The 20891-nt window shown below is 61.1% G+C and carries 23 protein-coding genes; 15 read left to right on the top strand and 8 right to left on the bottom strand.

Features of this window, described 5'->3' with window-relative positions; genetic code table 11:
- The first annotated feature begins 392 nt into the window (after window positions 1-392).
- From J5289_RS13950 to J5289_RS13960, 3 genes are read left to right on the top strand one after another with little or no spacing between them, the layout of a single operon-like run.
- Window positions 393-686, top strand: a complete 294-nt coding sequence (locus J5289_RS13950; protein ID WP_142823308.1) for a helix-turn-helix transcriptional regulator — start codon at window positions 393-395, stop codon at window positions 684-686.
- A gap of 1 nt (window position 687) precedes the next feature.
- Entirely contained in the window at window positions 688-1857 is a 1170-nt protein-coding gene (locus J5289_RS13955) for an MFS transporter (protein ID WP_209206501.1), read from the top strand.
- A 37-nt stretch (window positions 1858-1894) separates the two neighbouring features.
- Complete coding sequence (locus J5289_RS13960) at window positions 1895-3019, top strand: alkene reductase (protein WP_209184305.1); 1125 nt, start codon at window positions 1895-1897, stop codon at window positions 3017-3019.
- A 62-nt stretch (window positions 3020-3081) separates the two neighbouring features.
- Here the strand turns inward: J5289_RS13960 and J5289_RS13965 are convergent, their stop codons facing one another.
- Window positions 3082-4047, bottom strand: coding sequence for an SDR family oxidoreductase (locus J5289_RS13965; protein ID WP_247749160.1), 966 nt, complete (start codon window positions 4045-4047; stop codon window positions 3082-3084).
- A gap of 91 nt (window positions 4048-4138) precedes the next feature.
- On the opposite strand from J5289_RS13965, the gene J5289_RS13970 reads away from it, so the two are divergent.
- Window positions 4139-5059, top strand: coding sequence for a LysR family transcriptional regulator (locus J5289_RS13970; RefSeq protein ID WP_209187510.1), 921 nt, complete (start codon window positions 4139-4141; stop codon window positions 5057-5059).
- Window positions 5060-5089: 30 nt separating this feature from the next.
- Here J5289_RS13970 and J5289_RS13975 read toward each other — a convergent pair whose 3' ends face one another.
- Window positions 5090-5371 carry a DUF2188 domain-containing protein gene (locus J5289_RS13975; protein ID WP_209184588.1) on the bottom strand — a complete coding sequence of 94 codons (282 nt, stop codon included), beginning with the start codon at window positions 5369-5371 and terminating at the stop codon, window positions 5090-5092.
- A gap of 304 nt (window positions 5372-5675) precedes the next feature.
- Here J5289_RS13975 and J5289_RS13980 point away from each other — a divergent pair, with 304 nt between their 5' ends.
- Window positions 5676-6677 (top strand): calcium:proton antiporter, encoded by a 1002-nt coding sequence (locus tag J5289_RS13980; protein WP_374108279.1) that lies wholly within the window; start codon window positions 5676-5678, stop codon window positions 6675-6677.
- Between the two features lie 721 nt (window positions 6678-7398).
- On the opposite strand, the gene J5289_RS13985 is transcribed toward J5289_RS13980, so the two are convergent.
- Window positions 7399-8601 (bottom strand): pyridoxal phosphate-dependent aminotransferase, encoded by a 1203-nt coding sequence (locus J5289_RS13985; protein WP_142823315.1) that lies wholly within the window; start codon window positions 8599-8601, stop codon window positions 7399-7401.
- A gap of 232 nt (window positions 8602-8833) precedes the next feature.
- Here J5289_RS13985 and J5289_RS13990 point away from each other — a divergent pair, with 232 nt between their 5' ends.
- The 4 genes from J5289_RS13990 to J5289_RS14005 all read left to right on the top strand — a co-directional run bounded on the left by J5289_RS13990 (window position 8834) and on the right by J5289_RS14005 (window position 12172).
- Window positions 8834-9979 (top strand): PQQ-dependent sugar dehydrogenase, encoded by a 1146-nt coding sequence (locus J5289_RS13990; RefSeq protein WP_247749161.1) that lies wholly within the window; start codon window positions 8834-8836, stop codon window positions 9977-9979.
- A gap of 117 nt (window positions 9980-10096) precedes the next feature.
- Entirely contained in the window at window positions 10097-10987 is an 891-nt protein-coding gene (locus J5289_RS13995; protein ID WP_209184310.1) for a DMT family transporter, read from the top strand.
- Between the two features lie 409 nt (window positions 10988-11396).
- Window positions 11397-11612, top strand: a complete 216-nt coding sequence (locus tag J5289_RS14000) for a cold-shock protein (RefSeq protein ID WP_142823317.1) — start codon at window positions 11397-11399, stop codon at window positions 11610-11612.
- Window positions 11613-11749: 137 nt separating this feature from the next.
- Window positions 11750-12172 (top strand): BA14K family protein, encoded by a 423-nt coding sequence (locus J5289_RS14005; RefSeq protein ID WP_142823318.1) that lies wholly within the window; start codon window positions 11750-11752, stop codon window positions 12170-12172.
- A 60-nt stretch (window positions 12173-12232) separates the two neighbouring features.
- Here the strand turns inward: J5289_RS14005 and J5289_RS14010 are convergent, their stop codons facing one another.
- Window positions 12233-12877: an MBL fold metallo-hydrolase gene (locus J5289_RS14010; protein WP_209184311.1), complete on the bottom strand. Its 645-nt coding sequence runs from the start codon at window positions 12875-12877 to the stop codon at window positions 12233-12235.
- 228 nt (window positions 12878-13105) lie between these two features.
- Here J5289_RS14010 and J5289_RS14015 point away from each other — a divergent pair, with 228 nt between their 5' ends.
- From J5289_RS14015 to J5289_RS14030, 4 genes are read left to right on the top strand one after another with little or no spacing between them, the layout of a single operon-like run.
- Window positions 13106-13600 (top strand): MarR family winged helix-turn-helix transcriptional regulator, encoded by a 495-nt coding sequence (locus J5289_RS14015; protein ID WP_111222719.1) that lies wholly within the window; start codon window positions 13106-13108, stop codon window positions 13598-13600.
- On the top strand, window positions 13601-14302 hold the full coding sequence (locus J5289_RS14020) for a response regulator (protein ID WP_142823319.1): 702 nt from the start codon (window positions 13601-13603) through the stop codon (window positions 14300-14302). It begins immediately after the preceding gene.
- A 34-nt stretch (window positions 14303-14336) separates the two neighbouring features.
- A complete protein-coding gene (locus tag J5289_RS14025) occupies window positions 14337-15716 on the top strand; it encodes an ATP-binding protein (RefSeq protein WP_209184312.1) in 1380 nt (459 codons plus the stop codon).
- 9 nt (window positions 15717-15725) lie between these two features.
- Window positions 15726-16307, top strand: coding sequence for a DUF1349 domain-containing protein (locus J5289_RS14030; protein WP_209184313.1), 582 nt, complete (start codon window positions 15726-15728; stop codon window positions 16305-16307).
- A 13-nt stretch (window positions 16308-16320) separates the two neighbouring features.
- Here the strand turns inward: J5289_RS14030 and J5289_RS14035 are convergent, their stop codons facing one another.
- From J5289_RS14035 to J5289_RS14050, 4 genes are all read right to left on the bottom strand, one after another.
- The gene (locus J5289_RS14035) at window positions 16321-16662 is read right to left on the bottom strand and encodes a tRNA-binding protein (protein ID WP_209184314.1); all 342 of its coding nucleotides are present in this window, start codon (window positions 16660-16662) and stop codon (window positions 16321-16323) included.
- Window positions 16663-16678: 16 nt separating this feature from the next.
- On the bottom strand, window positions 16679-17512 hold the full coding sequence (proC, locus tag J5289_RS14040) for a pyrroline-5-carboxylate reductase (protein ID WP_209184590.1): 834 nt from the start codon (window positions 17510-17512) through the stop codon (window positions 16679-16681).
- Window position 17513: 1 nt separating this feature from the next.
- The gene (locus J5289_RS14045) at window positions 17514-18014 is read right to left on the bottom strand and encodes a YbjN domain-containing protein (RefSeq protein WP_111222713.1); all 501 of its coding nucleotides are present in this window, start codon (window positions 18012-18014) and stop codon (window positions 17514-17516) included.
- Between the two features lie 388 nt (window positions 18015-18402).
- Window positions 18403-18663 (bottom strand): accessory factor UbiK family protein, encoded by a 261-nt coding sequence (locus J5289_RS14050; RefSeq protein WP_142823324.1) that lies wholly within the window; start codon window positions 18661-18663, stop codon window positions 18403-18405.
- A 205-nt stretch (window positions 18664-18868) separates the two neighbouring features.
- Here J5289_RS14050 and lgt point away from each other — a divergent pair, with 205 nt between their 5' ends.
- Window positions 18869-19735: a prolipoprotein diacylglyceryl transferase gene (gene lgt, locus J5289_RS14055; RefSeq protein ID WP_142823325.1), complete on the top strand. Its 867-nt coding sequence runs from the start codon at window positions 18869-18871 to the stop codon at window positions 19733-19735.
- A gap of 19 nt (window positions 19736-19754) precedes the next feature.
- Window positions 19755-20855: a class I SAM-dependent methyltransferase gene (locus tag J5289_RS14060; RefSeq protein ID WP_209206500.1), complete on the top strand. Its 1101-nt coding sequence runs from the start codon at window positions 19755-19757 to the stop codon at window positions 20853-20855.
- The last annotated feature ends 36 nt before the right edge of the window (window positions 20856-20891 follow it).

The raw sequence follows: 20891 nt of genomic DNA on the forward strand, positions 1-20891 counted from the left end.
AGCTGTTCCCCTCTGGAGGTTTTTGACCTTCATACCTACAGGGCCCTGGTTTCGACCGGCGGCCCTCTTTTTTTGCCAATTTTCCGGATTTGTCGCTGCGACGCACAAACGCATAGCTGCCGTGCACAAAAAAACATTGCCACCTGCACAAATTGAAGACATATTGCCCACAGCTGATGCACATGGTGGCTTTTACCTCCCAGTTCCACCGCAGAAGCTGTTCCCCTCTGGAGGTTTTTAACCTTCATACCTATAGGGCCCCGGTTTACCGGTGGCCCTCTTTTTTTGCCTATTTTTTAGCCTTTCTCGATCACGCCCATGTGATCGCGCCGTCCTATTGCATCGTGTCCAGCCGATATACATATCGTCTCAACACGATGCAGGTCTGGATCATGGACAGAGATGAAATTCTGAAAGCGCTGGCTCACCCCACCCGGCTGGAAATTCTCAGCTGGCTGAAAGAGCCGGAAAAGCATTTCGCGACGCAGGATCACCCGCTTGAACTCGGGGTCTGCGCAGGCCAGTTTGAGCGCTGCGGCCTCTCCCAATCGACAGTCTCGGCCCATCTCGGCACTCTGCACCGCGCCGATCTGGTGACTACCAAGCGGCTTGGCCAATGGGTCTTCTACCGACGTAACGAGGCCATCATCGCCGAGTTCCTCGCGTCGCTTCAAAAGGAACTCTAGAATGCCTTTAGCCCTATTCATCCTCGGGCTGAGCGCTTTTGCGATCGGCACGACGGAGTTCGTGGTGCTTGGCCTCCTGCCCGACGTCGCCAGCGACCTCGCGGTGACCATTCCACAGGCCGGCTGGCTGGTGACCGGCTACGCGCTGGCGGTTGCAATCGGCGCACCGATCATGGCCGTCGCCACAGCGCACCTGCGCCGCCGCTCCGCACTTATCATGCTGATGGGCGTATTCATCCTCGGCAACGTGATGTGTGCGCTTGCTCCCGACTACTGGATCATGATGATTGCCCGCGTCGTGACGGCGCTCTGCCATGGCGCCTTCTTCGGCATAGGTTCGGTTGCCGCGGCAAACCTCGTCGCCAGCGATCGCAAGGCGAGTGCCGTTGCACTGATGTTTACCGGCCTGACGCTTGCCAACGTGCTCGGCGTACCGCTCGGCACCGCCCTCGGCCAGGCCTATGGCTGGCGTGCACCCTTCTGGGCCGTCGCCATTCTCGGCGTCGCATCGATCATCGGCCTGATGCTCGTTTTGCCGAAAACGGAAACCGCCCCAAAGAGCAATATTTTGGGAGAAATCTCTGCGTTGCGCGGCGCCGGCCTCTGGCTATCGTTGCTGATGACGGTGTTCTTCTCGGCGGCAATGTTTGCGCTGTTCACCTATATCGCCCCGATCCTGCGCGATGTCACCGGCGTCTCGCCCCAGGGCGTGACATGGACCCTGTTCCTGATAGGCCTTGGCCTGACGGTCGGTAATCTCGTCGGCGGCAGGCTTGCAGACTGGAGCCTCGGTACCAGCCTTGCGCTTATCTTTGCCGCCATAGCGCTGACATCGGCGATCTTCAGCGTCACCAGCGAAGCGCTTGTTCCAGCCGAGATTACCCTGTTTGTCTGGGCTTTCGTCACCTTCGCCGCCGTCCCTGCCCTGCAGATCGGTGTGCTCCGCTACGGCAAGGACGCACCGAACCTTGTCTCGACCATCAACATCGGCGCCTTCAACGTCGGCAATGCACTCGGCGCGTGGGCCGGTGGCGTGGTGATCGCAAACGGCTTTGGGCTGACCCGCGTACCCCTCGCCGCTGCAGCGCTGGCGCTGGTCGGCCTCGGCATCGTCGCCCTCATCTTCGCAACCCCACGTGCACGTCGCAACGCCATTGCGGCTGCCGAATAAGTCACTACCTCCCAACCACCAACAACGAGGAAATACCATGACAAAACTGTTCGAACCGACCAAGCTCGGCGATATCTCCATCGCCAACCGCGTCGTCATGGCACCGCTTACCCGCAACCATTCCCCGGGCGCCGTACCCAATGACCTGAACGTCACCTATTACGTGCAGCGCGCCAGCGCCGGCCTGATCATCACAGAAGCCACCGCCATCACTCAGCAGGGTCAGGGCTACGCCGACGTACCGGGCCTCTACACCAAGGACGCCCTAGATGGCTGGCGCAAGGTCAACGACGCCGTCCATAAGGCAGGCGGCAAGATGGTCGTGCAGCTATGGCACGTCGGACGCATTTCCCACGACAGCCTGCAGCCGAACGGTGGCAAGCCGGTCTCCTCGACTGCCAAGCAGGCCGACGCCAAGACCTTCATCATCCAGGACGGCAAGGGTACCTTTGTCCCGACGTCCGAGCCACGCGCACTGGAAACCTCCGAGCTCCCCGGCATCGTCGAGGACTACCGCAAGGCTGCACGTGCCGCTATCGATGCCGGCTTCGATGGCGTCGAGATCCATGCCGCCAACGGTTACCTTATCGACCAGTTCCTGCGCTCGGGCGTCAACGACCGCACCGACCAGTATGGCGGCTCGATCGAGAACCGCGCCCGCTTCCTCTTCGAAGTCGTCGAGGCCATCACCAAGGAAATCGGCGCCGGTATCACCGGCATCCGTCTCTCGCCCGTCACCGCCGCCGGCGACAGCAGCGACCCGCACCCGCAGCCGCTCTTTACCTACGTGATCGAGGGACTGGCGCAATACGGCCTGGCTTATATCCACGTCATCGAAGGCCAGACCGGCGGCCCGCGCGACTTCCAGCAGGGCGAGACACCGTTCGATTATCAGGCACTGCACGCCGCCTACAAGGCTGCGGGCGGCAAGGCTGCCTGGATGGTCAACAACGGCTACGACCGCGAAATGGCGATCGAAGCTGTCGACAGCGGCAAGGCCGATATCGTTGCCTTCGGCCGTCCCTTCATCTCCAACCCCGACCTCGTTGCACGGTTGAAGCTGAATGCCGAGCTGACGCCGATGGATCCCGCCAAGCTCTACGGAGCCGTCAACGGCGCTGAAGGCTATACGGACTACCCGACGCTAGACAGCGCCGCCTGATCGCAAACCATATACAAGGAAAATCCCGCCGCGATGGCGGGGTTTTTTTTTTGGCGACCGGCTCAAAGACTGCCTATCGATTCCAGCGTCGCACGAACCGCCACATCGATGGGTGTCTGCGGCTCCTCGCCGATCGCAGCCACGAGCCGGTTGTTCGGCATCTGCAACGGTTCCGACCACAGATAGCGCATCTCGCGCAATTCGCGCATGAAGCCGACAAACGGCGCTGCCAGGGGAAGCAGCCACCAGGGGAAACCTCCCCGCTTCAACGGCCGGCCGGCGACCCGCTCGATCGATGCCACCATCTGCCGCCCGTCGGCATCCCAGAAACCCCGCATGTGGTAGACGGCAAAGACCGGCAGGCTATCGCCCCGCTCGAGAAGCCGGATCATCGTCTCCGCAACATCCGGCACATAGGCCCACTGATGACCGATGCCAGGCTTGCCGGGATAGGTGACCGACGCAACCGGCTTGCCGGCCTTGACCAACCCTTGCGAAAACCAGCTGCTATCCGCGTGCGGCCCGAAATAGTCGCCCGCCCTGACGATGATGACAGGCACGCCCTGCCCCGCCGCCACCTGCAGGCGCCGTTCCATCTCGACGCGGATCGCGCCCTTTACGCTTGTCGGATGCTGGGGGCTTTCCTCGGTGATTTCCGGGAAGGTATCGGGACCGAAATTGTAGATCGTACCGGGCAACACGATCCTGGCACCAACGGCCTTTGCGGCTGCGACCGTATTATCGATCATCGGCAGGACCAGCTTGCCCCAGTTGACATAATCGGGGGGATTGACCGCATGGACGATGACACTGACGCCCTGCGCTGCACGAAGCACATCGGCGGCATTCATCGCATCGCCTTTCACCCAGAGAAAGTCCGGCAAGCGCGAGGCGGCCTTTTCCGGGTCACGGTTCATCGCCACGACCTGCCAACCCCGTGCGGAAAGCCCGCGCGCTACCGCACCGCCGATACCACCCGTTGCGCCGAGTACCAGTGCCGTTTTCTTCATGTCCATCTGATTTTGCATCGTCGTCTCCATTGGTTCGATGAGGAGACAATGCGCCCAAGGCCGCATAAACGAAATTGCCGAAATATGTGGACATGCTATACGAATATGCATGAACAGGAACGAACCCAGCTGGGACCTCTATCGCAGCTTCCTCGCCGTGCTCCAGCATGGATCGCTGTCAGCGGCAGCGCGCGAGCTCGGACTGACGCAGCCGACCATCGGACGCCACATCGACACGCTGGAACAAACGATCGGCGCGGAGCTATTCACCCGCTCGCAGCTCGGCCTGCTGCCGACGGATGCCGCAGCCGACTTGAGACCCTATGCCGAGGCGCTGCAATCGACTGCAGCCGCCTTGCTGCGCAGTGCCTCCGCGCGGCGCGACCGCGTGTCGGGCACGGTCCGCATCAGCGCCAGCGAAGTCATAGGCGTCGAAGTCCTGCCGCCGATCCTGGCCGGCCTGCAGGAGGCCCATCCCGACCTGACGATAGAACTCTCGGCCTCCGACACGGTGGAGGACCTGCTGCACCGACAGGCCGACATCGCCGTGCGGATGGCCGAGCCGTCGCAGGCAGCCCTCGTCGTCCGGCGCATCGGCGATATCCCGATAGCGTTCTTCGCCCATCGCCGTTACCTCGAGCGCCATGGCGTACCCACCACTCTCGAGGAGCTGGCCGGGCACAGGCTGATCGGCTTCGACCGCCAGAGCGCCTATATCCGTTCGATGATCCGCCGTTACCCTATCCTCGATCCCCAGCGTTTTTCGTTTAAAGCCGACAGCACGCTGGCGCAGATTGCCGCCATCCGCGCCGGCGTCGGCATCGGCCTCTGCCAGTCTCCGCTTGGAAATGCCCATCCGGACCTCGTTCGCCTGCTGCCGGAGATAAGCCTGCCGCTCGGCACTTGGGTCGCCATGCATGAAAACCTGAAGGGATCGCCGCGGTGCCGCGTCACCTTCGATGCGCTCGTGGCGGGATTGCTGGCCTATGTCGGGGAGAAACGGATGGATGACCCCAGAAGAGTGACTTGAAGCCCGCCATCGCGGCAGGCCGTCACTCGCTCAAGCGTCGGGCGATGCGCCCTCGCCGCTTTTTGTCCAGTTGCTGTCGACGACCTCGGTTTCCGGCCTGTCGCCGCCGTCGGTATATTCCTCGTGCCACTTGCCCTTGTCATCCTGATAGCTGATCTCGGCCGGCTCGCCGCCCACCTGCTGTTCCGCAGCCACGATGCGCGCCGCCTGCAGCGCATCGGAGTGCGTCGGAAATGTCTCCGAGTAGACGTCCAGAAACTTGTAGGCCCAGCCGCCATCATGAGGAACGACTTCGTAGGTGACCTTGACCATATCCATGTCTCCCGTTTCCTGCCCATAACGTCTGTCTTCCCGATAAATCGAGCAGGCAGACAAGGCCCTCCCAAGCCTGTTAGCACTATCCCACCAAATGCCCTCAACTTCAACTTGAGCGGCGGCCGACGCTTGATGTAGCGCCTCATTGCTTTAGATAGGACGAAACATTGAAGGGGCCGGGGCCCCAACAAAGGGGCCGGGGCCGTTGACGATATCGACTATTCTGAAGGAAGAGCGGCTGTTGCTGGTCGCCGTCGCCGTGGCTGTCGCCGCGTATTTCCTCGAGCATGCCGTGCTCGAGATGGGTCAGATGGCAGCTGTAATCGGCGCGGTCGTCTTGATCGCTACCATCGTCATCGCCTCGATGCGCGTCGCCCACCATGCCGAAGTCCTGGCGACAAAGGTCGGCGATCCCTACGGCACGATGATCCTGACACTGGCCGCCGTTGCCGTCGAAGTCATCATCCTCGCCATCCTGATGACCGGCGAAAGCTCGCCGACGCTGGTGCGCGACACGATCTATTCCGCAGTCATGCTCGACATCAACGGCATTCTCGGGCTGGCCGCCCTGCTGGGCGGTCTGAAGCACGGCGAGCAGTCGTACAACGACGATTCCGGCAAGACCTACGGCGTGATGATCCTCACGGCCATCGGCATATCGATGATCGTCCCGGAATTCGTGCCGCATGACAAATGGCACTATTATTCCGCCTTCACGATCTTCGCGATGATCGCGCTCTACGCCCTCTTCCTGCGCATGCAGGTCGGCCAGCACAGCTATTTCTTCAGCTACAGCTATCCGCGCGCCGAGAAGAAGCGCAGCACGCACGAGGCCGAGGAGACGGAAGATTCGACCACCGCGTCGATCGTCACCATCCTCGTCGGCGTCGTCATCATCGGCGTGCTAGCGGAATTCATGTCGGCCTTCATGAGCGTTGGCCTGAAGGATACCGGTGCGCCACCGGCCGTCGCCGCTGTAGTCGTCGCGGCAATCTCCGCCGCCCCCGAAATTCTCACGGCCCTCCGCGCAGCTCTGCGAAACCGCATGCAGGCGACCGTCAACATCGCCATGGGCGCCTCTCTGTCGACAGTCATTCTCACAGTGCCCGTCATGGAAGGCATCGCCCTCTACACCGGCCAGCCCTTCGTCATGGCGATGTCCCCGGTGCAAACCGTGATGGTCGTCATCACCCTCGTCGCCGCCGCTATCAATCTCAACGACGGCGAGACAAACGCCATCGAGGGCATGACCCATTTCATCCTCTTCGCCACCTTCGTGATGCTCACGGGATTAGGGCTTTGACTGCGATATCAACGCGATAGCTGCGCGGGCGGAATCAAGCCGGCAGCGAGTTCATGCGGGATGGCAGGTTGGACACCCGGCTTGCATTTGGATCCCCGGATCAAGCCCGAGGATGACGACGCGGCGGGGATGGCGGCGCTGTTGGCTTCGGTAGTGTGGTGCGCAGTTCGCGTGGGACTTGCCAGGCGAATGAACGTCCGTAAATCGCCGCCTCGCCCGATGCCTATTTTTGCCAAGCCAAGACCACCGAACTTCGTCATCCTCGGGCTCGACCCGAGGATCCACGCCCAAGCGCTGCGGGATATCAATACGCTCTGTCGTCAATTCGACGCATAGACACGCATCGGCCATCGTTGCGGACGGTTTGTCGAGATCGGACACCCGTTGCGCGCAATGTGCGGCGGCCATCGAGTCAGCGTATTTGGCGTTCCACAGAAGCCGACCAACGGGCTTGCGTATGGATCCTCGGGTCAAGCCCGAGGATGACGATGCCGAGGGGGTGGCAGCGCTGCTGTTGGCTTCGGTGGTGTGGTGCGCAGTTCGCGTGAAGGACTCGCCAGACGGAAAAACGTCCGTAACTCGCCGCCTCGCCCCGACGTCTCATTCTGCCAAGCCAAGACCACCAAACTTCGTCATCCTCGGGCTCGACCCGAGAAAGCGCATTTATACCAAAAAGGCCGCCATCGCTGACGGGCCTTCAAAATCTCGAGAGATCTGAAGCTTACTTGCAGGCGCCGCAGAAGCGCTGGATACGGCGGCAGGCTTCTTCGAGCAGATCTTCGGACGTCGCGTAGGAGATGCGGAAGTTCGGGCCGAGACCGAAGGCCGAACCGTGAACGACGGCAACGCCTTCGGACTCCAGCAACTCCGTGACGAAATCCTCGTCGTTGGTAATGACCTTGCCCGATGGCGCGGTCTTGCCGATCAGGCCGGCGCAGGACGGATAGACGTAGAATGCGCCTTCCGGAACCGGGCAGGAAATGCCCTTCGCCTGGTTGAGCATGCCGACGACCAGATCACGGCGGCCCTCGAAGATCTTCTTGTTTGCGGCAATGAAATCCTGCGGACCGTTGAGCGCCTCGACAGCCGCCCACTGGGCAATCGACGAAGCACCGGATGTCTGCTGGCCCTGGATCATGTCCATGGCCTTGATAAGCGACAGCGGGCCGGCAGCGTAGCCGATACGCCAGCCGGTCATCGCATAGGCCTTGGAGACACCGTTCATCGTCAGCGTCCGCTCATAGAGCGAAGGCTCGACCTCCACCGGAGTGACGAATTTGAAATCGCCGAAAGTCAGGTGCTCGTACATGTCGTCGGTGAGGACCCAGACATGCGGATGCCGGACCAGCACGTCCGTCAGCGCCTTCAACTCGGCGTGGCTGTAGGCCGCGCCTGTCGGGTTGGACGGCGAGTTGAACAGGAACCACTTCGTCTTCGGCGTGATCGCCTTTTCGAGATCGGCCGCCGTCAGCTTGAAATTGTTTTCCTGGGTCGCCGCCACGAAGACGGGCGTACCGCCGCACAGTGCCACCATCTCCGGGTAGGATACCCAGTAAGGTGCCGGGATGATGACTTCATCGCCCGCGTTCATCGTTGCCATGAAAGCATTGAAAAGAATCTGCTTTCCACCGGTGCCGACGATTGTCTGCTCCCAGCTGTAGTCGAGGCCGTTCTCGCGCTTGAACTTCGCCGCAATAGCCTTGCGCAGTTCAGGGATGCCGGAGACAGGCGTGTACTTCGTCTCGCCGCGATTGATCGCGTCGATGGCAGCCTGCTTGATGTTGTCCGGCGTGTCGAAGTCCGGCTCGCCGGCGCCAAGCCCGATGACATCGCGTCCCTTGGCTTTCAGCTCGCGCGCTTTCTGGGAAACGGCGATGGTGGCGGAAGGCTTCACACGGGAAAGAGCGTCGGCAAGAAAGGCCATGATGATCGGTCCTATTCGGTTGAGACAACAGAAACGCTGTGGGACCAGTTTTCTGCGGTAAGGTCTATGTCGAATGTACAGCCGCGTTTCAAGCAGAAAGGCGTCACCGGGACGTTATTTGTGTAACTCGCGCGCGCGGCCTATCACACGATGGCGTGAGACGCGACGGCAATGGCTTGAACCTGCCCTCTCCGCCCCCAGATCTCTCTGCTATCGATCCCGGGAGAAACAGATGACCCTTTCCACCAGAATGCGCGTCGCGATGCTATCTGCAGCTCTGCTGTCGGCCGGACCTCTGGCGGCGGCCGACGACATGGAGGTCATCAAGACGGACAAGGTCCGCGTCCAGGTCGAAACGATTGCCAGCGGACTGGACCACCCCTGGGCAGTCGAAGTTCTCCCCGACGGCGCCTATATCGTGACCGAAAGGCCGGGCGCGCTCAGGATCGTCCGCAACGGCACGATCGAGGCACCGATCTCCGGCCTGCCGAAGATCGCGGCAACCGGTCAGGGCGGGCTGCTCGACATCGCCCTCGATCCGCAATTTGCCACCAGCCGCACCCTGTATTTTACCGCCACCATTGCCGGCCCCGGAGGAACAGGCACCGCTGTTTACAGCGCACGTCTCTCCCCGGACGAAAAGCAGCTGACGGACGTCAAGCGCCTGTTCCTGATGAACCGCCTCAGTGGCGGCGGGCTGCAATTCGGCGCTCGCATCGCCATAGCGGCCGATGGCAGCCTGTTCGTCGGCCTTGGCGACCGTGGCGAGATGGATCGCGCGCAGGATTTCGAGGATGACGCCGGCTCCATTATCCACATCAATACCGACGGCAGCATACCGGTCGACAATCCGTTCAGGAAAAATCCAAAGGCACTGCCGGAAATCTGGTCCAAGGGTCATCGCAACCCGGAAGGCCTCACCTTCGACAGCGCCGACGGAACGCTGTACAGCGTGGAGCACGGCGCAAAGGGCGGCGATGAGATCAACCACCCCGAGGCCGGCAAGAATTACGGCTGGCCTGTCATCACCTACGGCCGTGACTACTCCGGCGAAAAGATCGGCGTCGGCACCGAAAAGGAGGGCATGGAGCAGCCACTGTTTTACTGGGATCCCTCGATCGCGCCTGGCGGACTTGCCGTTTATCGCGGCAAGATGTTCCCCGAATGGAACGGCGACTTCCTGGTGGCCGCGCTGAAATTCAAGCTGCTTTCGCGGCTGGAAAAGGATGCCTCCGGAAAAATAGTCGAGCGCGAAAGGATGTTCACCGGCGCGTTCGGACGGCTGCGGGATGTCATCGTTGCCCCCGACGGCGCATTGCTTCTTACAACCGACGCAACCGACGGCGCGCTCATCCGGATTTCCCGCGCCGTCGATTGAGCCCTGCAGCCGCACAACCTGACCTTGCCTGCCTGAAAAGCAGCTGCTAACAAGCCGCACTCCATCAGGGTGCACTCGCGCCTAGTCTGCTCTCCCCATAAGTTCCAGTTGCATGACATGACGCGCGTTCAGGCGAATCTTCTTCTATTGCTCGCAGCCGCGATCTGGGGCGGCGGATTCGTCGCCCAGTCGACGGCGATACAGGCCATCGGGCCGCTCTGGTTCATCGGCCTGCGCTTTGCCGTGGCCGCAGTCGTCATCCTTCCGTTCGCTTGGTTCGAAAACCGCCGCGCCGCCACGCCCGTCAGCCCGAAACACTGGCGCGCCTTTATCCTGATCGGTCTTGCGCTGTTCGGAGGTGCTGCCACGCAGCAGATCGGGCTCCTGACCACCAGCGTCACCAATTCGAGCTTTATCACCGGCCTCTATGTTGTCTTCGTGCCATTGATCGCCGTCGGCATTCTCCGGCGTCCGCCACACTGGATCGTCTGGCCGGGCGCCCTGATGGCGCTGCTGGGCATTTTCCTGTTGTCCGGCGGCGCGCTGTCGCGGCTGACGGTCGGCGATATGCTGACGGTCGTCTGCGCCATCTTCTGGGCCATCCAGATCACTCTCGCCGGCACCGCCGTGACCGAGAGCGGCCGCCCGCTGATGCTGTCCGCCGTACAATTCGCCGTCAGCGCCGTGGCCGGGCTTGTTATCGCTGCGGCGCTGGAGCCGATCAGCTTCGACATCATACGCGCCTCGCTCGGTGAAATCCTCTATGTCGGCGTTTTTTCGTCGGGGCTCGCCTTCGCGCTGCAGGTCATCGGCCAGCGCTATACGACGTCGTCGCAGGCAGCGATCTTCCTATCGTCGGAAGCGCTGTTCGGCGCCTCGCTTGGGGCGCTTCTCCTGGGGGAAACCATCTCGCCGATCGGCTATGTTGGCTGCGCCCTGATGTTTGCCGCCATGCTCGTCGTCGAGATCGTCCCCGAGGTCCTCCGGCGACGGGATCGAACCGGCTGAATTCGCGAAAAAATTTGCGCACGAAATCCGTTGTCGACGATGGAAAAAAGCTACGCGTAGCCTGGCTGGTGAAAAATTGCCGCCGACGGCAGCACACTCCGCGCAAGTCATGGGATCGAGGCGCTTCCGACGCTTTAAAGTTTCCCTTGCCAAAGGCGAACAAAGACAGCACACTTGACCCGTTCAGGCGTTTTACGAGCTTGGAAAGTCCTAAAAAGAATTGCGCACCGGGAACGCAAATATTCCGGTCCGCCTCGTCCAAGAGCGATGTTTACAGGTCGTCTTTGGGCAAGGCTCGAGAGACGGGACAATTCCTTAAAATTCGAGAACCGCCTGAAAACTCCCGCAAGGGGTTGAGACACTGGTGCTGTCCGCGGGCATGGCGGGCAGCGAGAGAGGGACATAAGGCATGGCCGAGACTGGCATCGTGAAATTTTTTAACATCGACAAGGGCTTCGGCTTCATCAAGCCTGACAACGGTGGCGCGGATATCTTCGTGCATATCTCTGCCGTACAGGCCTCCGGCCTGGATGGACTGACTGAAAACCAGAAAGTCAGCTTCGACACGGAGCCGGATCGTCGTGGCAAGGGGCCGAAGGCCGTCAACCTGCATGTTTCCGCGTAAACCGGGTCTCTGCCTTTACACGAAACTCAGGCAGAGAGAGCCATCAATATTCAGTCTGGGTTCACCTTGCTGCCGCTAGATTGGCACAATCAAAGCATACGAAACAATTGTTCAAGTTTCTCTGCAAGGACAGGACCATGAAGACTCTCGGAAAGACCATTATCTTGTCGGCCGCTGCTGTCGCATTGACGGTGGCGTCCTTGACACCGGCTGCTGCCGACGATCGCTGGCATCATCACGGCAACGGCTGGGGCTTCGGCGCTGCTGGCCTCGCCACCGGCCTGATTGTCGGCTCGGCTATCGCCAGCCAGCCACGCTATGTCGAACCCGGCTACTACTATGACGACGGCTACGCGCCGCCGCCCCCGCCGCGCTACTATTACCCGCGTCGCGCTTACTACGCACCGCCACCCCCGCCGCCGGCCTACTACGCTGGCGGCCTGCGTCCGTGGTCGCCTCAGTGGTCGCGGTATTGCTATGACCGGTATGCCACTTTCGACGGCCGGACCGGCACCTATGTCGGCTACGACGGCGCACGTCACTTCTGCACCGCCGGCTGAGCGATCATCCGCCATCATACAAAAGCGTCGCCCTCCGGCGGCGCTTTTTTTATGCCGAGGTCACAGACCTCGCAGGTAGGGATTGCTGCGGCGCTCCTCGCCGATCTGCCCGCCCGGCCCATGGCCGCAGATGAAGCCGACGGCATCGCCAAGCGGCAGCACCTTGTCGCGAATGGAGTCCAGCAGCTGCTGGTGATTGCCGCCCGGGAGATCCGTACGCCCGATCGAGCCGTGAAACAGCACGTCGCCGACATGGGCGAAATTCTGCACCTTGTTGAAATAGATGACGTGGCCAGGCGAATGGCCGGGCGTGTGGAACACCTGGAACTCGTGCTCGCCGAAGGAGACGATATCGCCGTCCTTGAGGAAGCGGTCCGGAATGACGTTCTGGACACCCTCGATGTTGAAGGCCCGACCGCGAGCCTCAATCTGCCCGAGCAATGGCAGATCGTCCTCGTGGGGTCCGATAATCTCCAGCCCCAGCGCCTCCTTGACCTCCTTGGCACCGCCTGCGTGGTCGATATGGCCGTGGGTCAGCCAGATCTCCTTCAGCGTGATGCCGTTTTCCTTGACGGTCTGCAGGATCACGTCGACATCGCCGCCGGGATCGACCAGTACCCCCTCCTTGGTGTCGGGATCGAACAGGATGGTGCAGTTCTGCTGGAAGGGAGTTACCGGAATGATGCCGGCCTGGAGCATGCCCATGGACGCCTCGCGCGTTGAGTGACGATAAGGATCGATATAACGTCAAATGCCGGTCGGGGCAGCCCAGAGACGATAGAAAAGAATGCTCTGTCCTATCCTCTCCTCCGCCGACAGGTGAGCAGCCAGGCTAAAACCCTGCAAACACTGGATGACGTTCATTCCGTGAACGACACCGCCGCCGCTCTGCGCTAGGTTATCCCTGTCCCAAAAGAGGAAGGATGTGCCAAGGTGCCACGCCAGACGAACGAGAACGAGAAATCGGACCTGCTGTCGACGCCGCTTCAGGATACCGGGGGCATCGATTTCGAGATCATTGAGCTTCTCTTCTTCGCCTATCGCGATTTCGTCTCGGATCCGGACGCAATTCTGGCCATCGGCGGCTTTGGCCGGGCTCATCACCGCGTGGTGCATTTTGTTAACCGTGAACCGGGCATGACCGTTGCGGACCTTCTGGAAACTCTCAAGATCACCAAGCAGAGTCTGGCGCGGGTGCTCAAACAGTTGATTGATTCGGGTTATATTCATCAGGTTGCCGGCGACGAAGACCGGCGACAGCGCAGGCTCTATCCAACCAGAACAGGGCGCGACCTCGCGCTGGCGCTGGCCGAGCCGCAATCGCGCCGTATTGAAAAGGCATTCGAAGGAAGTTCGGCTCCGGCGCGAGACAGCGTCAAGGCCTTCCTGCGGGGGATGCAGGATCGACAGAAAAACGAGACGGATTGAATGACGACAAAAATGCCCATTTCGGACGATGCCCCGCACCTTCTGGTGGTGGACGACGACACCCGTATCCGGGTCCTTCTCAACCGCTACCTCATGGAGAAAGGCTTTCGCGTGACTGTTGCCGCCGAAGGCGCAGAGGCCCGGCGCAAGCTCGAAGGTCTGGATTTCGACCTGATCATCATGGACGTCATGATGCCCGGCGAATCCGGCATATCGCTCACCGCAGCCCTGCGGGAGATAAAGAATATCCCGATCATCATGCTGACGGCTCTCGCCGAATCCGATTCCCGCATTGCCGGTCTGGAGGCAGGAGCCGACGACTATCTCTCCAAACCCTTCGATCCGCGCGAACTGGTGCTTCGCATCACCAACATCTTGAAACGAAACTCGCCGGCCGATGCACCGAAGATCGAACAGGTGATGTTCGGCCCCTATACCTTCTCGCTGTCGCGCAAGGAATTGAAGCGCGCCTCCGAGGTCATACGCCTGACCGACCGCGAGCAGGACATCATGCTGCTGTTTGCAAGGAAAGCCGGCGAAACCATTCCGCGCCATGAATTGATTGGCGATGATGCCGATGTTGGCGAGCGCACCATCGACGTCCAGATCAACAGACTGCGCCGCAAGATCGAGGACGATCCTGCAAACCCCGTCTGGCTTCAGACGGTGCGCGGTATAGGCTACCGTCTCAGCATCGACTAGACTGAAGCGGACAGAGCCGGCAGGACCCGTAACGATGGCAGCATTCGACACGATCAGGCGCAACCACGAGCACGTGCCGACGTCGCGCATCAAGTCGGCAAACCGCTGGCTGCGCCGCCGCCTGCCGACCGGTCTCTATACGCGCTCGCTGCTGATCATCATCATTCCGATGATCCTGCTGCAGGCCGTCGTCGCCGCCGTGTTCATGGAGCGCTACTGGCAGATGGTGACGCAGCGGTTGTCGATGGCGACGACGCGCGATATCGCCAGCATCATCGACATCATCCAGACCTATCCGCAGGATGCCGACTACACCGAAGTCACCCGCATCGCCCGCGACAAACTCGGGCTCAGCATATCCATCGAGGCGAACAGCGAACTGCCGAGGCCGCTTTCGAAACCGTTCTTCTCCATCCTCGACGATATCCTCAGCGAGGAAATCCATGAGCAGATCAACCTGCCCTTCTGGATCGATACGGTCGGTGATTCCGGTGTTGTCGAAATCCGCATCAAGCTGAAGGACAAGGTCCTGCGGGTCTTTGCCCGCCGCAGCCAGACCTATGCCTCCAACACCCAGATCTTCATCTTCTGGATGGTCGGCACCTCGTTGGTGCTCATCATTATCGCGGTGCTATTCCTGCGCGGCCAGATCAGGCCTATCGAGGCGCTGGCCAGGGCTGCCGAGAGCTTCGGCAAGGGCCAGAAGATGGAAACTTTCCTGCCTCGCGGCGCCGACGAAGTCCGCCGTGCCGGCCTCGCCTTCATCCTGATGCGAGAGCGCATCGAGCGCCAGATCGAGCAGCGCACGGCGATGCTGAGCGGCGTCAGCCATGACCTGCGCACTGTCCTCACGCGGTTCAAGCTGCAACTGGCGCTGGCCGGCGACAATCCCGACCTCGCGGGCCTCAACGAGGACGTCGAGGACATGCAGAGCATGCTCGAGGGCTACATGGCCTTTGCTCGTGGCGAAGCGGAGGAGGACGTCGGAAGCCTGAAGCTGACCGATCTTTTCGATAGACTGGAGGTCGATTTCAGCCTGCATGGCAAGTCGTTCGCTTATGAACTCGAAGGCGACAACGTCGTCTCCGTGCGCCCCAACGCCTTCAACCGGCTGGTTACCAACCTTGCCTCGAATGCACGGCGCTACGCCAATACCCTGCGTATCGACGCCAAGCACAGCGCCCGCTGGCTGACGGTCGTTTTCGACGACGACGGCCCCGGCATTCCAGCGGCCAACCGCGAGGACGTCTTCAAGCCGTTCTTCAGGCTCGACGCCGCACGCAATCTGGACAATTCCGGCACGGGCCTCGGTTTGTCAATCGCACTCGACATCGCCCGCAGCCATGGCGGCAACATCACACTCGGGGACAGCCCGCTGGGCGGCCTGAGAGCCACCGTCCGTATTCCTGCCTGAGGAGGCCTTATGACGTTCGATCTTACAGCCATGACCTGGCTGAATGAGCCGCCTTTATCGGAAGTGCGTGACGGACGACTGTTCGTCCGGTCCGGCGAAAAAACCGACTTCTGGCAGGGTACCTATTACGGCTTCCACCGAGACGATGGCCACTTCCTGCACCAGCCGCGCCACGGCGATTTCACCGCCAGTGTTAGCTTTTCGGGCCGTTACGAACATCTCTATGACCAGGCAGGCCTGATGATCCGCCACGACGCGACGCACTGGGTCAAATGCGGCATAGAATTTACCGATGGTGCCAAGCACTTCAGCGTCGTCGTCACCAACGGGCATTCCGACTGGTCGGCCTTCAGGCTGGATCAGGATTTCGATGCTTTGTCGGTGCGCGTGACCCGCAACGGCGACGCGCTGTTCATCCAGTACCGCACGGACGCAATGACCGACTGGCACATGGCAAGGCTCGCCTATTTCGACCCGGCGATCGCGGAGTTGATGGTTGGCCCGGCCTTCTGCTCACCACAGCGCACCGGCTTCGAAGCCGAATTCTTCGACTTCAGCGTCACCGACCCGGTGTCGCGGGATATCCACTGAACGGCAATGCCGTTTACATCATCCGGCGCCCGTTCGGCGTGCCACGCTCGACAGCGGCAAGCACGATGGCGCCCGCCTCATCCTCGAAACCGAGGGTGAGCACTTCCGAGCGGAATGGCCCGATCTGGCGGGGCGGGAAATTGACGACGCCGAGCACCTGGCGACCGATCAGCGTTTCAAGGGTGTAGTGGACGGTGATCTGCGCCGAGGATTTCTTGATGCCGATTTCCGGGCCGAAATCGATTTTCAGCTTGAAGGCCGGCTTGCGTGCCTGCGGAAAATCCTCAGCCTCGACGATCGTGCCGACGCGGATGTCTAACTTCTCAAAATCGCCATAGGTGATCTCTTCGGTCATGGGGAACTCCGTTGGGTCAGCCAGCCAGTTCCTGCGCGCGCAGGCGGGCAGCGGCAATCGCCTCGTCGAACAACGGCTGCATGCCGTCCTCGGCCATCAGGACGGCGAGTGCCGCGGCAGTGGTTCCGCCCGGCGAGGTGACGTTCTGGCGCAGCCTCGAAGCATCGTCGGGGAGCTGGTGAAGAAGTTCGCCAGCTCCCGCGACGGTTTCCCGTGCGAGACGCATTGCGAGGTCCGCCTGCAGGCCGAGCTTGCGACCTGCCTCCGCCATGCATTCCACGAGATAGAAGACATAGGCCGGACCGCTGCCTGAAACAGCCGTTACGGCATCGATATCGGCTTCCTCGGGCACCCATTCGACAGGGCCGGAGACTTTCAGGAGATTCTGGACGATCTGCCGTCGGCGCTCGTCTGTCTCCTCGTTGGCATAGGCGCCGGTGACGCCACGACCGACCATGGCCGGCGTGTTCGGCATGGCGCGGACCATGGCTGCCTTGCCGAGATGGGTCTCCAGAAATGCCAGCGTCTTGCCGGCCGCGACGGAGACGATGACTGTCTCAGTGCCCACGGCATGGCGCAGCGACGGCAAGACCGCCTCCATCACCTGCGGCTTCAGCGCCAGAAAAAGAACGCCGGCCTCTATACCCTCGGGCAAACTGGTAACATGCCGGGCGCCGGCTTCCGCAATCATTGTCAGCATCGGGGCTGCCGGACCCGGATCGACGACGATCACCGACGAGCCGGCAACACCGCTCTTCAGCCAGCCGGTCAGCAGCGCGCCGCCCATGTTGCCAGCACCGACCAGAACGATCGGACCTGAAGAAGAGGCGGAAGCGGCGGCAGGCGTCATATCAGCACTCACCGACGGTTTCGAACAACACAGCTTCCATCGCGCTCTTGGCCTCCATGCCGGACCAGACGACGAACTGGAAGGCCTGATAATAGGCTTCGCAGGTCTCAAGACCGTTGGAAAGCAACACTTCGACCTGGCGGTTGGTAGGCTCGGCACCGCCGGCAAGGAGCAGCGACTGGCGGAAGATCACTACGTCTTCCTGGCGCCACAGGTCGAAATGGCCCATCATCACCTGGCCGTTGATGCAGGAGAGCAGACGGATGACTTCGTTGACGCGGGTTTCTGCGACCTTGATGTCGAACGCGCAGGCAATGTGCAGAGCCTCGCACTCTTCCATCCATGAAAACGACACGTGATAATCGGCCCAGTGGCCGGCTACGGTCATGGCGATCTCGTCTTCGCCCGACCTCTCGAAGGACCAGTCGTTATTGGCAGCGACGAACTCGATCATGTCGACCGGGTTGGACTGGCGCTCAAGTTCAATTTCCATCAGGCTCATACAGCACCTTTTCAACCGGAGTGAATGCAGCTGCTTGTGCTTCAACACACTACCCTGCAGACAGTAACTCCGGCACAACCACTGGGATGATGTTGAACGGGGCCAGTATATCGTGACCACCATGCCCGGAGCTTACCAAGGCCGTTCCGAATCATCATTTAAAATCAGTGTATAGGCGCTGTAGGCCGGCGCCATCCCCTCAAATTACAAATCCCCGATCCGCCTGTGGAAAGGTGTTGCGAGATCGATTCAGAAGCGAGTCATAAATGACTCTGGCGATTGAGTTTTTTGTACATGTCCACAGGTCTTAAAAAATTCGTTCAAATGATAACAAAACGGGCATGGTGGAGATCCACCATGCCCGTCGGACCAGCCTTGGGGGCTGAAATCACTTTGCCTTGGCGGAAAGCTTCGCCTCGAGCGCTTCGATACGGGCCTTGAGCGCATCGTTTTCGTCACGCGCCTTGACCGCCATTTCGCGCACGGCTTCGAACTCCTCGCGCTTGACGATGTCCATGCTGTTAAGCCAGCGTTCGGCCTGGGCATTGAAGGCGGTTTCGATTTCGCGGCGGACGCCCTGCGCGGCGCCAGCGGCATCGGTCATCAGCTTGGCGAATTCATCCATGATGCGGTTCGGTCCTGTGGTCATGCTGCTCTCCTTTGCGGCCAACGGCCCGGTGAAGGGTTTTCACCTCCAAGATAGTGTTGAGTTAGGATTTCGGAAGTCCCGTTGCAAGCGGTTTAAGCCGTGGGCAACTCAGCACAGCGCTTGCAATTGTCATGGTTCGGTTTAATCGACATCATCATGCCTCGTTTCGGCAGCATGTTCAGCGCGCATTATTGGATCGATCACCTTGCAGACACCCGCCCTTCTTATGGCAATGATTCCCTTCCCGGATATCGATCCGGTGGCCTTCTCCATAGGTCCGCTGGCGATACACTGGTACGGACTTGCCTATGTCATCGGCATCCTGCTCGGCTGGGGCTATGCGAGGCGTCTGGTCACCAACGAACGACTGTGGCGTGATGGCAAGGCGCCGATGACCATTGCCCATCTCGATGACTTCGTTGTCTGGATTGCACTCGGCATCGTGCTTGGCGGTCGCATTGGCTACGTGTTGTTCTACGACATGCAAGCCGTCAGCGAAAATCCGCTGCGCGCATTCGAAATCTGGAACGGAGGAATGTCGTTCCATGGTGGCCTTATAGGCTCGACCGTCGCGATGATCCTGTTCTCCCGCCGCAATGGCATTCCGATGTGGAGCCTGTTCGACGTCATCGCCACCGTCGTGCCGATCGGACTGTTCTGCGGACGCATCGCCAATTTCGTCAACGGCGAACTCTGGGGTCGCGTCTCGACGGTGCCGTGGGCTATCGTCTTTCCGACAGGCGGGCCGCTCAGCCGTCATCCGAGCCAGCTCTACGAGGCAGGCCTCGAGGGCATCGTGCTGTTCCTGGTGCTGTTTGTCATCACCCATTGGCTGCTGACCCTGAAGCGACCGGGCCTCACCAGCGGCGTTTTCGTCACCGGCTATGCGCTGTCGCGCATCTTCGTCGAGTTCTTTCGCGAACCGGATGCGCAGCTCGGCTATCTCCTCGGTACCGACTGGCTGACCATGGGTATGGTGCTGTCGCTGCCGATGATCCTGCTCGGTCTCTGGGCTGCCATACGCGCTGTTCGGGCTGTCCGGGCCGATACCATCCAGCGACATCCAGTCTGAGCGTTTCGGGGGAGATGCGATGACAACCGCGCTAGGGGAAAAGATCAAGACAATCATCCGCGCCAACGGGCCGATCAGCGTCACCGATTATTTCTCGCTGTGCCTCGCGGACCCGCAGCACGGCTACTACCGCACGCGCGAACCCTTCGGCCCTTCCGGCGACTTCGTGACCGCGCCAGAGGTCAGCCAGCTGTTCGGCGAGATGATCGGCGTCTTCATGGTGCATGCCTGGCAGCGCCACGGCACGCCGCCGGGTGTGCGCCTTGTCGAGATCGGCCCCGGTCGCGGCACGATGATGTCGGACATGCTGCGCGTCATTCGGCGCCTTGCACCGCTGCTCTACGACAGCATGCAGGTGCATCTGGTCGAAACCAGCGAACGACTGCGCGACATCCAGCAGGAGACGCTGCAGTCCCATGGCGCCAAGGTCGCCTGGCATGTGGATTTCAACGACGTCCCCCATGGCTTCACGCTGCTGGCCGCCAACGAGCTGTTCGATGCCATCCCGATCCGCCAGTTTGTATGCACCGCAACGGGCTTTCGCGAGCGGGTGGTGGTGCTCGACATCGATGACGAGCTCAGCTTTGCTGCCGGCGTCGCAACCCTCGATCCAGCACTGATGCCCGAATCCGCGCCCAAAACGCCGCTCGGCACCGTCTTCGAAATCGCCCCTGCCCGCCAGGCGGTGATGAGCGCCATCTGCGAGCGGCTCGGCAGCAACGGCGGCACTGCCGTCATCATCGACTACGGCCATCTGTCGACGGGTTTCGGCGACACGCTGCAGGCCGTGCGGATGCATGAATACGATCCGCCGCTCGCCCATCCCGGCGAAGCGGACCTCACCAGCCACGTCGATTTCCAGAGCCTTGCCGAAGCAGCGCTCGCCGAAGGCATCCACGTCAACGGTTGCGCCTACCAAGGCGATTTCCTGATAGGGCTCGGACTGGCGGACCGCGCCGGTGCGCTTGGCCGGGGACAGGACGGCACGGTGCAGCGCGATATCCAGCTAGCCGTGGACAGGCTGGCCGGCGCTGGCGAAGGCAAGATGGGGGAACTGTTCAAGGTGCTGGCAGTTTCCAGTCCGGCCATCGACCTGATGCCGTTCCGCCCGGTGGATTGACAGCCCGCCTGCCGTGGGGAAAACATCTGCGCCATC

Source organism: Rhizobium sp. B230/85 (assembly GCF_019355735.1).
GTDB lineage: Bacteria > Pseudomonadota > Alphaproteobacteria > Rhizobiales > Rhizobiaceae > Rhizobium > Rhizobium rhododendri.